Genomic DNA, 12,765 nt, shown 5'->3' on the forward strand with positions numbered 1-12,765 from the left:
TCAGCCTATCTTCCCGAACGCATCGGTCGCCTCGACCAGGTGATGCGTGATGCCGGGTTCGTGGGCGGTGTGCCCGGCGTCCTCGACGATGTGCAGGGTGGAGCCCGGCCAGGCACTGTGCAGATCCCACGCGCTCACCGCGGGGCAGACGATGTCGTGGCGGCCCTGCACGATCACGCCGGGGATGTGGGCGATCCGATCGAGGTCACGCAGCAACTGTCCCTCGTCGAGGAATCCGCCGTGCCGGAAATAGTGGTTTTCGATCCGGGCGAAGGCCAGCGCGAAACGCGCCTCGCCGGTCTCGGCGACCCGATCCGGTTGCGGCAGCAGCGAACTCGTCGCGCCTTCCCACGTCGACCACGCGACGGCGGCATCGAGGGCCACCTGCGGATCGGGGGAGTGCAGCAGCCGGTGATACACCTCGACCAGGTCGTCGCCGCGCTCCGCGGCGGGGACGGGGGCCAGGAATTTCGCCCACTCGGCCGGGTACACGTTGCCCGCGGCGCCGTTGTAGTACCAGTCGATCTCCTTGCGCCGCAACAGGAAGATCCCGCGCAGCACCAGCTCGGTCACCCGCTCGGGATGGGCCTGGGCGTAGGCGAGGCCGAGGGTGGAACCCCACGAACCGCCGAACACCTGCCAGCGTTCGATGCCGAGGTGCGCGCGCAGCAGTTCCATGTCGGCGATCAGGTGCGGCGTGGTGTTGACCTCCAGGCTCGCGCCGTCGGCGATGTGCGGCACCGACTGCCCGCATCCGCGCTGATCGAACAGCACGATCCGGTACACCGCGGGGTCGAAGAAGCGCCGCTGCAGCGGACTGGTGCCACCGCCGGGCCCGCCGTGCACGAACACCACCGGCTTGCCGTCGGGATTGCCGCTGACCTCCCAGTACACCGACTGGCCGTCGCCGACGTCGAGCAGGCCGTGCTCGAACGGCTCGATCTCCGGATACAGCTCGCGCATCAGAATGCCCGTCCCGCAGCGAGATCCGGCAATTCGAGCGCGGTCGTCGCCTCGATGCGGACAGGGAGCACGGGACGGATCTTCCAGCGGCGATGCGGCATCGATACCTCTACTCGAGTCGACTATGTCGCAATCGAGTCTGCCACTTCCGTCGCACCGGCGCCGCCGCCGAACTCGCCTCGAAACTCCCCCGGTGATCGAGCGACCCGCTCGATCACCGGGGGACGGTCTCAGAAGCTGTGCTCCGGCCCGGGGAAGACACCCCGGCGGACCTCGTCGGCGTAAGCGGCTGCGGCCGAACGCAGCTCGTCGCCGACATTGCCGAAGCGCTTGACGAACTTGGCGGTCTTGCCACTGGTGTAACCGGCCATGTCCTGCCAGACCAGCACCTGCGCGTCGCAGTCGGCGCCTGCGCCGATGCCGACGGTCGGGATGGTCAGCTTGCGGGTGACCTGACCGGCCAGCTCGGCGGGCACCATCTCCATGACGACGGAGAACGCGCCGGCTTCCTGCACGGCGATCGCGTCGGCGATGAGCTGCTCGGCGCCGTCCCCGCGGCCCTGCACCCGGAACCCGCCGAGGGTGTTGACGCTCTGCGGGGTGAAGCCGATGTGGGCCATCACCGGAATGCCCGCCGCGGTGATCAGCGCGATCTGCTCGGCGACCCGCTCGCCGCCCTCGAGCTTGACCGCGTGCGCGCCGCCCTCCTTCATGAACCGGGTGGCGGTCGCCAGCGCCTGCTGCGGCGAGGACTCGTAGGTGCCGAACGGCAGGTCGGCGACGACCAGCGCGTGCGGCGCGCCACGGACGACGCCGCGCACCAGGGGGATCAGTTCGTCGATGGTGATCGGCACGGTGGTGTCGTAGCCGTACACGACGTTGGCGGCGGAATCGCCGACCAGCAGGACCGGAATTCCCGCTTCCTCGAAGAGGCGCGCGGAGGAGTAGTCGTAGGCCGTCAGCATCGACCAGCGCTCGCCGTCGGCCTTCATCTGCTGCAGATGCTGGACGCGGGTCTTGCGGCGGGGCTGCTTGGTCGGGGTAGCTTCGGCGGGAGCGGCACCGTAGGCAGGGGTCTGCTCATCGGATACGGACATCATCGTCCCTTTCGTCTGGTTCCTCGAGGCCCGTACCGGGTCCCCGGGTTTTTCTGACGAATCCAGTGTGCCACCTCGGACCGAGCCGCTTTAAGGGCCGATGCCGGTGTGATCGGTCACAGCGGTGGTTGGGCTACCGTGAAAGCGAGCCCATTCGGGCGCATCGAGTTGTGCGCCGTGCGGCGCGGAAAGGTGGGCCCACTGTGCAGCGTGGCAGGCTCGTCGTGCTCTTCGGCGCTCTGTGCGCGCTGATCGTCTCCGGGTGCACCAGCGCCGAGACCAGCGCGCCCCGCGCCGACCTGCCACCCCCGCCCGACGGTCTGTCGAAGTTCTACTCCCAGCCGCTGGAGTGGGGTTCGTGCGAGGGCTTCGGTAGTCCGGAGGACCGGCTGCCGCCCAAGACCGAATGCGCGCGGATCACCGTGCCCGTCGACTACGCCCGCCCGGACGGCCCGACCGCCCAGATCGCGATGTCGCGGATTCCGGCCACCGGCGACAAGATCGGTTCGCTGCTGATGAACCCCGGCGGTCCGGGCGTCTCCGGGCTGTCGATGGTCACCGTCGGCAACCGCACCGAACTGGCCGACAGGTTCGACCGGGTCGGTTTCGATCCGCGCGGCGTCGGTTCGTCGCTGCCCGCGATCGTCTGCCTGACCCCGCAGGAAGCCGACTCCGAACGCGCGGAGCCGCCGACCGACAACACCCCGGCGGGCATCGCCGAGGCCGAGGCCGAGAACCGGGAGTACGCCGACCGCTGTGCTCAGCGCACCGGTACCGAGTTGCTCACCCATGTCGGCACCCGCGAGGTCGTCCAGGACATGGACGTGATGCGCGCGGTGCTCGGCGACCCGAAGCTGAGCTACCTCGGGTACTCCTACGGCACCCGGCTCGGCGCGGCCTACGCCGAGAAGTTCCCGCAGAACGTGCGCGCCCTCGTGCTCGACGGCGCGGTGGACTCCTCCCAGGACCCGGTGCAGGAATCGCTGCGCCAGGCCGCCGGCTTCCAGGGCGTGTTCAACGCCTACGCTGCCGAGTGCGCGCAGACCGCCGACTGCCCGCTCGGCACCGATCCGGCCCAGTCGGTGGCCCGGTTCCGCGCACTGGTCGCCCCGCTGGAGACCACGCCCGCCGCGACCACCGACCCGCGCGGGCTCAGCTACGGCGACGCGATCACCGGCGTCCAGCAGGCCCTCTACTCCGACGAACTGTGGAGCATCCTCACCCAGGGCCTGACCGAACTGCGCGACGGACGCGGCGACACCCTGCTGCAGCTGGCCGACATGTACGACGGCCGCCGCGAGGACGGCACCTACGCCAACACCCAGGACGCCTTCAACGCCATCCGCTGCGTCGACGATCCCCGGATCACCGATCCCGCGGTCGTCGCCCGCCAGGACGCCGAGTACCGCAAGGCCGCGCCCTTCCTCGACGACGGCAAGGGCACCGGCGCCGCCCCGCTCGAACTGTGCGCCGCCTGGCCGGTGCCCAACACCAGCACGCCCCACCGGGTATCGGCGCCGGGCCTGCCGACCACGGTCGTCGTCTCCACCACCGACGACCCAGCCACGCCGTACCAGGCCGGTGTCGACCTGGCCGCGCAGCTGGGCGCCGAGCTGATCACCTTCCGTGGTAACCGGCACACCGCGGCCCTGGTCGCGGGCGACCGCTGCGTCGACGACGCGGTGATCGACTACCTGGTCGACCTCGCCGCGCCCGGCGTCGGACTCACCTGCTGAGGCCGTACCGCGGCGCACCGCGCCCCGTCAGGGCGGGTGAGATGTGCGATCGATGTGACGAGATCGCAAACGTGAGCGTGTATGTAACACGGATTTAACGCCAGGTGCTTACGCTCGCCCGTATGGATCGCCAGAAGGAATTCGTGCTGCGGACGCTCGAAGAGCGGGACATCCGCTTTGTACGTCTCTGGTTCACCGACGTGCTGGGCTATCTGAAGTCCGTCGCCATCGCGCCCGCCGAGCTCGAGGGCGCCTTCGAAGAGGGCATCGGCTTCGACGGTTCGGCCATCGAAGGCTTCGCGCGCGTGTCCGAGGCGGACATGGTCGCGCGGCCCGATCCGTCGACGTTCCAGGTGCTGCCCTGGGCCACCTCCAAGGGCCACCAGCACTCCGCCCGCATGTTCTGCGACATCACCATGCCCGACGGTTCGCCGTCGTGGGCCGACCCGCGCCACGTGCTGCGCCGTCAGCTCAACAAGGCCGCCGACGTGGGCTTCAGCTGCTACGTGCACCCCGAGATCGAGTTCTTCCTGCTGGAGAACGGCTTGCACAACGGCGAGCCGGTGCCCGCCGACAACGGCGGCTTCTTCGACCAGGCCGTGCACGACTCGGCCCCGAACTTCCGCCGCCACGCCATCGACGCGCTCGAGTCGATGGGCATCTCGGTGGAGTTCAGCCACCACGAGGGCGCCCCCGGCCAGCAGGAGATCGACCTGCGCTACGCCGACGCGCTGTCGATGGCCGACAACGTGATGACCTTCCGCTACCTCATCAAGGAGGTCGCGATCGACGAGGGCGTGCGCGCCACGTTCATGCCCAAGCCGTTCGCCCAGTACCCGGGCTCGGCCATGCACACCCACATGAGCCTGTTCGAGGGCGAGTCCAACGCCTTCGCCGACGCCGACGACCCGGAGAACCTGTCCTCGACGGCGCGCTCGTTCATCGCGGGCATCCTCGAGCACGCCCCCGAGATCAGCGCGATCAGTAACCAGTGGGTGAACTCCTACAAGCGCCTCATCCACGGCGGCGAGGCCCCGACGGCGGCCTCCTGGGGCCGGTCCAACCGCTCCGCGCTGGTGCGCGTGCCGATGTACACGCCGAACAAGTCCTCCTCGCGACGCGTCGAGATCCGCAGCCCAGATTCGGCCTGCAACCCGTACCTGACCTTCGCGGTGCTGCTCGCGGCCGGTCTGCGCGGCATCGAGAAGGGCTACACGCTGCCGCCCGAGGCCGAGGACGACGTGTGGGCGCTGACCGACGCCGAGCGTCGCGCCATGGGCTTCCGCTCGCTGCCAGGCACCCTCGACGAGGCGCTGCAGGCGATGGAGCGTTCGGAGCTGGTCGCCGAGACCCTCGGTGAGCACGTCTTCGACTTCTTCCTGCGCAACAAGCGCCGGGAATGGGCCGATTACCGCAGCCAGGTGACGCCGTGGGAGCTCAAGGAATACCTCAGCCTGTGACACACGTCCGGCGCGCCGGACGTGACGCGGTCGATGCCGGGACCCTGTACTTTTAGGACATGGTCCGGCCACCGACTGCCCGCTCCGCTGTTCCCGGCGTCGGCCGGCTCGGCTTGCTCGAGCCCACCGCGGCGGATTCCCTGCACCAGCTCGGCTGGGACAATGTCGACGGCGTGCCCGTGCTCTGGGCGCTGTCGCGTTCCCCAGACGCCGACCTGGCCCTGTCCACTCTGGTGCGGCTGCGCGAGGCGCTCGGAAACGACTGGGCCGAACTGGATTCGGCGATCCGCTCCGACACCACGCTGCGCGGCAGGCTGTTCGGGCTGCTCGGCTCCTCGACCGCGTTCGGCGACCACCTCGTCGCCGCGCCCGCCGCGTGGAAGATCCTGCGCGAGAACCGGATTCCCGAACGCGACGACCTGATCGCCGACCTGCTCGACGCGGTCGACGCGAAACCCGAGACCGGCCCCAACGCGGGGCCGATGCTGTTCCGCGCCGGTATCGCCGGGCCGGAGGCTATCGCGTTGCTGCGCAGCAGGTATCGCGATCAGCTGATGCTGCTGGCCGCGGTCGATCTGGCCTCCACCGTCGAGAACGAGCCGGTGCCGCCGTATCAGGTGGTCGGCAGGCATCTGTCGGATCTGGCCGACGCCGCGCTCACCGCCGCGCTGTCGGTCGCGGTCGCGCGGGTGTGCAAGAACGGTCCGGTGCCGGTGCGCCTCGCGGTGATCGCGATGGGCAAATGCGGTGCGCGCGAACTGAACTACGTCAGCGATGTCGACGTGGTGTTCGTCGCCGAACCGGCCGACGCGACCGCGACCCGGCTGGCCGCGGAGATGATGAGCGTCGCCAGCTCGGCCTTCTTCGAAGTCGACGCGGCCCTGCGTCCCGAGGGCAAGGCGGGCGCGCTGGTGCGCACGCTCGATTCCCATCTGGCCTACTACAAGCGCTGGGCGCGCACCTGGGAGTTCCAGGCGCTGCTGAAGAACCGGCCGATGACCGGGGATCTGGAGCTCGGGCAGCAGTACCGCGACGCGCTGATGCCGATGGTGTGGACCGCGTCGGAACGTCCCGATTTCGTCGCCGACGTGCAGGCGATGCGCCGCCGGGTGGAAGACCTGGTCCCGGCCGACCTGCGCGAGCGCGAACTCAAACTCGGCGCCGGCAGCCTGCGCGATGTCGAATTCGCCGTGCAGCTGCTGCAATTGGTGCACGGGCGGGTCGACGACTCGCTGCACGCCACCAATACCGTCGAGGCGCTCACCGCGCTGGCGGCGGGCGGCTACGTCGGCCGTGACGACGCCGCCAACCTCACCGCCTCCTACGAATTCCTGCGTCTGCTCGAGCACCGCCTGCAGTTGCAGCGGCTCAAGCGCACCCACACCCTGCCCGCCGCCGACGACGAGGAGGGCATGCGCTGGCTGGCCCGCGCCGCCCACATCCGCCCGGACGGCCGCCAGGACGCGGTCGGCGTGCTCGAGACCGACATCCGCCGCAATTCCATGCGGGTGCGGCGCCTGCACGCCAAGCTGTTCTACCGCCCGCTGCTCGAGGCGGTCGCCCGGCTCGACTCCGACGCGCTGCGGCTGAGCCCCGACGCCGCCGTCCGCCAGCTCGCCGCCCTCGGCTACGGCGCCCCGGCCAATGCGCTCGGGCACCTCAAGGCGCTCACCGGCGGTGTCTCGCGCAAGGGCCGCATCCAGGCACTGCTGCTGCCGACCCTGCTCGAATGGCTTGGTGACACACCGAATCCCGACGCGGGCCTGCTCGCGTACCGCCGGGTCTCGGAGGGCCTCGACGACCAGATCTGGTTCCTGCGCGAACTGCGCGACGAAGGGGCCATCGCCCAGCGCCTGATGATCGTGCTCGGCTCCTCGGAGTACCTGCCCGACCTGCTGATCAACGCCCCCGAAACGATTCGCATGTACGCCGACGGACCGGGCGGCCCCCAGCTGCTCGGCCCGCAACCCGAGGACGTCGCCCGCGGCATCCAGACCGCCGCGGCCCGCTACGACGACCCGAATCGTGCTGTCGCGGCGGCCCGTTCGCTGCGCAGGCACGAACTGGCGCGCGTCGCCTCGGCCGATCTGCTCGGCATGCTCGACGTGCCGCAGGTGTGCGCCGCGCTGTCCTCGGTGTGGGTGGCCGTGCTCGAGGCCTCGCTCAGCGCGGTCATCCGGGCCTCGGAGGCCGAGCGGGGCGCACCGGCGCCCGCCGACCTCGCGGTGATCGGCATGGGCAGGCTCGGCGGCATGGAGCTCGGCTACGGCTCCGACGCCGATGTGCTGTTCGTCTGTGACGCGCGTCCCGGCGAGGACGAGACCACCGCTGTGAAGTGGGCCGTGGGCATCGCCGAGAAAGTACAGCGACTGCTCGGTGCGCCGAGCACCGATCCGCCGCTGCAGGTCGACGCCGGATTGCGGCCGGAGGGCCGCAACGGCGCCCTCGTCCGCACCCTGGCGGCCTATCAGGCCTACTACGACCAGTGGGCCCAGCCATGGGAGGTCCAGGCGCTGCTGCGCGCGCACCAGGTGGCGGGCGATCAGGACCTGGGTGTGCGGTTCCTGCACGTCATCGACCCGATCCGGTACCCGGCGGGCGGTGTGTCGGCCGATGCGGTCCGCGAGATCCGCCGCATCAAGGCCCGCGTCGACGCCGAGCGCCTACCGCGCGGCGCCAACCCCGCCACCCACACCAAACTGGGGCGCGGCGGCCTCGCCGATATCGAATGGACCGTGCAGCTGCTGCAGTTGCGCCACGCCCACGAGGTGCCGGCCCTGCACAACACCTCGACGCTGCAATCGCTCGACGTCATCGAGGCCGAAGGCATTCTGGAGCCCGAAGATGTTGCGCTGCTGCGGGAATCGTGGATCACCGCCACCGCGGCCCGCAATGCCCTTGTGCTGGTGAAGGGCAAGGCCACCGACCAGCTGCCCGGTCCGGGCCGGTTGCTGTCGGCGGTCGCGCGCGTGGCGGGCTGGCCCACCGACGACGGCAGCGAGTTCCTCGACAACTACATGCGCATCACCCGTCGCGCCAAAGCGGTGGTGGAGCGGGTATTCGGGGGATAGGGACATGAGAAAGGCCCCGCACCAATGGTGCGGGGCCTTTCTAGCTCACGCTGAAATCAGATCGCGCGGACGTCCTGGGCCTGCGGGCCCTTCTGGCCCTGGCCGACCTCGAACTCCACCCGCTGACCCTCTTCGAGGGACTTGAAGCCCGAGCCGCCGATGGCGGAGTAATGCACGAAGACGTCGGGGCCGCCTCCGTCTTGGGCGATGAAGCCGAAGCCCTTTTCGCCGTTGAACCACTTAACAGTGCCTTGAGTCATGGTGTTTAAAAGTCTTTTCCGTAGATGAGCCATGGCGATCTCTGTGATCAGCCCAGTCTCAGCAACCTAGTATGCCATACTCGTCGACAAACTGCGCACACGGGTTGATCACACCGTGATCTGGGCGGAGTCTGCGGCGACACACGGCGTGTCGGGGCCGGGGATCGCGGCGGCGAGCGCCGAGGTCACATCTCGGCGCGAGGTATGCCAATCTGGGCGACATGGGTGAGTCGAACGAGGAGCACGGCGGACACGTCGACCTGGCATTGCGGGTGCTCGACGCGCACGTCGCATTCACCAAGGACCAGCTGCTGCAGCCCGCGGGTTTCCGCGAGCTCGTCGTCGACGAGGTGGACGGACTGCTCGCCGAGGCGCAGGAACTGACGCTGGCCGAGGCCGTCACGCGCGAGCAGATCAAGGACGTCGCGCACAAGTACGCGGTGCAGCTCCCGGTCGAGGGTGCGATCCCCGAACTCGTCGGTGAGATCGCCGCCCGGCTGTACCACCACCGCGCCCAGGACGAGATCCCGGTCGACGAGGTCGTGGACAACCGGCGCTTCGACGAACTGGTCTCGGCCGTGGCCGACATGGAGGTCTCGCACCGGCTGGTGCGGCTGGTGCTCAACAGCCCCGCCACCGTCGACGCCTGCGTCGAAGCCGTGCAGCGCGCAGTCGTCGCCGCGGTCGACGAGGGCAGGCACGCCGAGGGCGGCGGGCTGGCGCAGTCGCTGCGCGGCGCGCTCGCCCGGCTGGCCGAGCCCGCGTTGCCCGCGATCGAGAACGGCGTCGGCCGCCTCACCCGCACGGGGGCGCGATTCGTGTTGCGCGGCAACCGCAACGACGCCGACGACGTCCTGCTCGACGCGGCGCGCGAGACCTGGCGCAAGCACACCGGCGACGCGGTCGGCTCCTTCCGCGACCTGGTCTCGGCCAACGACGTGGAAGACGCCGTCGTTCTCACCTTCGAGTTCTGGCGCACCTTCCGCGATACCGACTACTTCCACGCGCTGCTGGACGAGGGCATCGATCACGTCTTCGACAAGTACGGCGACACCCCACTGGCCGAGCTGCTCGCCGAGCTGGGCATCGGGCGCGAGGACATGATCGAGGAGGCACTGCGTTTCGGCCCCGCGGTGCTCGGAACGCTCGACGAGCGTGGCTATCTCGACACCGTGGTCCGGCGCAGGCTGGCGCCGTTCTACGCCTCCGACGCGTTCCGTGCCGCGGTAGCGGACACGCGCTAGCACGAAGCATCCAGCCGCGAGTCCTGTTCGGCCGCTGGCGCGTCGGTGTTTGTCGGTACGATCCGTGCAACGATGGAGCGCCTGCGCTACCGGATCGCGATCGAAAGGCTGCCGTGACACGTCTGTCCTCCCTGCTCGACCAGATCGACTCCGGAGCGGTGCTGCTGCCGGAATTCCAGCGCGGCTACGTGTGGAACAGGGACCAGGTGCGCGGGCTCATGCGGTCGCTGTATCTCGGGTATCCGGTCGGCGGGCTCCTGGTGTGGGAAACCGGCTCCGAGGACATCGCCGTGCGCGGCGGGGCGGGCGGGACGGGACTGCGACAACTGCTGCTCGACGGTCAGCAGCGGATCACCACGCTCTACGGCATCCTGCGTGGCCGTGCGCCCTCGTTCTTCGAGGGCGACGCCGTCGCCTTCACCGGACTCCATTTCGATGTCGACCGTGAGGTTTTCGAGTTCCAGATCCCCGGCCGCGACACCGCGCCGACCTGGATCGATGTCACCGAGCTGTTCGCGCACGGCCCGGTGCACTACCTGCCCCGGTTCACCGACGTCCCGCAGGAAACCCTCGCCGCGTACCTCGACCGGTTGAACAAGCTGCGCGAGATCACCCACCGCGAGTTCAACGTCGAGACCATCACCGGCTCCGATCGCACCGTCGACGAGGTCGTCGACATCTTCAACCGGGTCAACTCCGGTGGCACCAAGCTGTCCAAGGGCGACCTGGCGCTGGCGACGCTGTGCGCGCAGTGGCCGCAGGCCCGCGGCAACCTGCGCGACCACCTGATCCGCTGGGACAAGGACGGCTATACCTTCACCCTGGACTGGTTGCTGCGCAACGTGATCGCCGTCGGCAACGGCCGCGCGCACTTCGACGCGCTCGGCGACCTGTCACCCGCGGAGTTCGAGCAGGCGCTGACCGCCACGGCCACCCAGGTCGACACCTTCCTCGACACCGTGGCTGGCCGCCTCGGCCTCGACCACGACCGAGTCCTCATGGGGCGCTATGCGATTCCCGTGGTGACCAGGCTGCTGTTCCTCAACGGCGGCCGCTTCGACGACGACCTGCACCGCGACCGGGTCCTGTACTGGTACATCCATTCCGCGCTGTGGGGCCGGTTCAGCGGCTCCACCGAGACCTTCCTGCAGCAGGATTACGACACCCTCGAACGCGGCGGCATCAACGGGCTCATCGCCTCGCTGGAGCGGCTGCGCGGCGGCTCGCTGGATCTGTGCGCCGACGATTTCGCCGGCGCCACCAGAGGTTCGCGGTTCTATCCGCTGCTGTATCTGCTGACCCGCGTGGACGGTTCGCGCGATCTGGGCACCGGATCCGAGCTCGGCATCGAGCAGTTCGGCGAGCGCTCGCCGGTGCAGGTGCACTACCTGTTCCCGAAGACCACGCTGCGCGATGCCGGATACGAGCGCAACGAGATCAACGCGATCGCCAACTTCTGCTTCCTCAGCCCCGACTCGGAAGCCGAACTCGGCGAGCGCGAGCCCGCCGACTACCTCGCCGAGGTGGAGCGGCGGCATCCGGGAGTGCTCGCCTCACAATGGATCCCGACCGATCCGGCACTGTGGCGGGTCGAGAACTACCGCGAATTCCTGCGCGCCCGCCGCAAGTTGCTGTCCGCGGCGGCCGACGCCTTCCTCGAGCAGCTGCGCACCGGCACCCTGCACCGGCCGACGCTGCTGAGCGTCGGCGTCGCCGGGGTGACCATCGGCGATCCCGCGGTGGACCAGGTGAACGCGCTCGTCGACGACCTCATCGCCGACGGCTTCGGTTTCCCGCTGCTCGACAGCGAGGTCTCCGACCCGGTGACCGGCCGCGAACTCGCTGTCGCCGAGGCCTTCTGGCCCGACGGCCTGCAGCCCGGCGTCGGCATGCCGGTGGTGCTGGTGCTCGAGCCCGCCAACGCCGACCTCACCCGCCTCGCCCAGCTCGGCTACGCGGTGTTCACCTCCGTCGACGCTCTGCGCGGCTATGTCGACAACCTGCGCGTCGAGGTCTCCGGCGACACCGGTCTCTACGGCCCCGCCGCCGACGTCGCCGTACTGGCCGAGCGCCTGCCCGCCACCTGGGTCGGCAACTCCGAGCAGGTCTGGTTCCGCTTCGCCTGGAACCAGCTCGAGCGCGACCGGGCCGACGGCCCCGACGCGGCGCTGGAACCCGAACAGGTCGCCCTGCGCTACATCGCCCTGTGGGCGCTGACCCGCACCTTCTACATCCACGCCTTCGACCAGGGCAATCCAGGGGAGTGGCGCTACTACCTCGGCGACGCCATCGGCCCCGCCCCGCTGGTGCCCCGCGAATGGCTGGCCCGGCGCGCCGTCGAATCCGGCGCACTGGCACCCGGCGCCGCCCCCGGCGACGAGGACATCGCGATCGCCCTGGTCCACGGCGTCATCGAGGTCGTCGAGGACGTCGCCACCGCGCTGGCCCACCTCCTCGGCGGCCCCGGCCTGTTCGCCTCCCTCTGGGCCTCGGCGGGCGCCGCCGAGCACTACGGCTACCCGCTGTCCACCGACCAGATCAACGACCTCATCAACCAGGTCGTCAACGACCCCGCTTCCCGAAAGATCCAGGCCTACAACTGGATCGAGGCGGGGCTGCCGCTCTAGCGGGTAGCGCGCTGGAAGGTGGCGACGAAGTCGGCCAGGGCGGTACGGTCCTCCGCGTCGACCGGGCGGTAGCCACGGTCGGCTTCGACGGTGATCGGGGTGCCTGCGCGGATGGAGAGTTCGTTCCAGCAGACCGGGAGCACCGGGAGCTGGACGGTGCGGTCGGCGACGGTGAGGGTCAGCGCCGAGGTGTAGCGACCCGCGACGGTCATCAGCGCGTCGACGGCGTCCTCGGTGAGCGGACCGGCCGCCGGGAATTCTTCGATGTACATGGCCACCTCCTTGTGGAGCGCCAGTGTAGGCCCCT

At 69.7% G+C, this 12,765-nt stretch carries 9 protein-coding genes; 5 read left to right on the forward strand and 4 right to left on the reverse strand.

Annotated elements, in window-relative coordinates; translation table 11 throughout:
• A complete protein-coding gene (gene pip / locus IEY60_RS26770; protein WP_189033227.1) occupies positions 1-963 on the reverse strand; it encodes a prolyl aminopeptidase in 963 nt (320 codons plus the stop codon).
• A gap of 230 nt (positions 964-1,193) precedes the next feature.
• Positions 1,194-2,060 carry a 3-methyl-2-oxobutanoate hydroxymethyltransferase gene (gene panB / locus IEY60_RS26775; protein WP_189033228.1) on the reverse strand — a complete coding sequence of 289 codons (867 nt, stop codon included), beginning with the start codon at positions 2,058-2,060 and terminating at the stop codon, positions 1,194-1,196.
• A 203-nt stretch (positions 2,061-2,263) separates the two neighbouring features.
• On the opposite strand from panB, the gene IEY60_RS26780 reads away from it, so the two are divergent.
• The 3 genes from IEY60_RS26780 (at position 2,264) to IEY60_RS26790 (ending at position 8,327) form a co-directional block, all read left to right on the forward strand.
• Positions 2,264-3,796: an alpha/beta hydrolase gene (locus IEY60_RS26780; protein ID WP_229740139.1), complete on the forward strand. Its 1,533-nt coding sequence runs from the start codon at positions 2,264-2,266 to the stop codon at positions 3,794-3,796.
• Positions 3,797-3,918: 122 nt separating this feature from the next.
• Complete coding sequence (locus IEY60_RS26785) at positions 3,919-5,256, forward strand: glutamine synthetase family protein (protein ID WP_189033230.1); 1,338 nt, start codon at positions 3,919-3,921, stop codon at positions 5,254-5,256.
• A gap of 59 nt (positions 5,257-5,315) precedes the next feature.
• Complete coding sequence (locus IEY60_RS26790; RefSeq protein ID WP_189033231.1) at positions 5,316-8,327, forward strand: bifunctional [glutamine synthetase] adenylyltransferase/[glutamine synthetase]-adenylyl-L-tyrosine phosphorylase; 3,012 nt, start codon at positions 5,316-5,318, stop codon at positions 8,325-8,327.
• 56 nt (positions 8,328-8,383) lie between these two features.
• Here IEY60_RS26790 and IEY60_RS26795 read toward each other — a convergent pair whose 3' ends face one another.
• Complete coding sequence (locus IEY60_RS26795; protein WP_056821080.1) at positions 8,384-8,587, reverse strand: cold-shock protein; 204 nt, start codon at positions 8,585-8,587, stop codon at positions 8,384-8,386.
• 221 nt (positions 8,588-8,808) lie between these two features.
• On the opposite strand from IEY60_RS26795, the gene IEY60_RS26800 reads away from it, so the two are divergent.
• Both IEY60_RS26800 and IEY60_RS26805 read left to right on the forward strand, forming a co-directional pair.
• On the forward strand, positions 8,809-9,831 hold the full coding sequence (locus IEY60_RS26800; RefSeq protein ID WP_189033232.1) for a hypothetical protein: 1,023 nt from the start codon (positions 8,809-8,811) through the stop codon (positions 9,829-9,831).
• Positions 9,832-9,944: 113 nt separating this feature from the next.
• Complete coding sequence (locus IEY60_RS26805; protein WP_189033233.1) at positions 9,945-12,458, forward strand: GmrSD restriction endonuclease domain-containing protein; 2,514 nt, start codon at positions 9,945-9,947, stop codon at positions 12,456-12,458.
• Here IEY60_RS26805 and IEY60_RS26810 read toward each other — a convergent pair.
• Positions 12,455-12,730: a hypothetical protein gene (locus tag IEY60_RS26810; RefSeq protein ID WP_189033234.1), complete on the reverse strand. Its 276-nt coding sequence runs from the start codon at positions 12,728-12,730 to the stop codon at positions 12,455-12,457. The two genes, IEY60_RS26805 and IEY60_RS26810, sit on opposite strands and share 4 nt — an antisense overlap.
• Positions 12,731-12,765 lie beyond the last annotated feature (35 nt).

Origin of the sequence: Nocardia rhizosphaerihabitans (genome assembly GCF_014646295.1) — a bacterium.
Lineage (GTDB): Bacteria > Actinomycetota > Actinomycetes > Mycobacteriales > Mycobacteriaceae > Nocardia > Nocardia rhizosphaerihabitans.

Coding starts and splice junctions, on each gene's coding strand:
- pip (WP_189033227.1), bottom strand. CDS start 963: ATGCGCGAGCTGTATCCGGAGATCGAGCCGTTCGAGCACGGCCTGCTC.
- panB (WP_189033228.1), bottom strand. CDS start 2,060: ATGTCCGTATCCGATGAGCAGACCCCTGCCTACGGTGCCGCTCCCGCC.
- IEY60_RS26785 (WP_189033230.1), top strand. CDS start 3,919: ATGGATCGCCAGAAGGAATTCGTGCTGCGGACGCTCGAAGAGCGGGAC.
- IEY60_RS26790 (WP_189033231.1), top strand. CDS start 5,316: ATGGTCCGGCCACCGACTGCCCGCTCCGCTGTTCCCGGCGTCGGCCGG.
- IEY60_RS26795 (WP_056821080.1), bottom strand. CDS start 8,587: ATGACTCAAGGCACTGTTAAGTGGTTCAACGGCGAAAAGGGCTTCGGC.
- IEY60_RS26800 (WP_189033232.1), top strand. CDS start 8,809: ATGGGTGAGTCGAACGAGGAGCACGGCGGACACGTCGACCTGGCATTG.
- IEY60_RS26810 (WP_189033234.1), bottom strand. CDS start 12,730: ATGTACATCGAAGAATTCCCGGCGGCCGGTCCGCTCACCGAGGACGCC.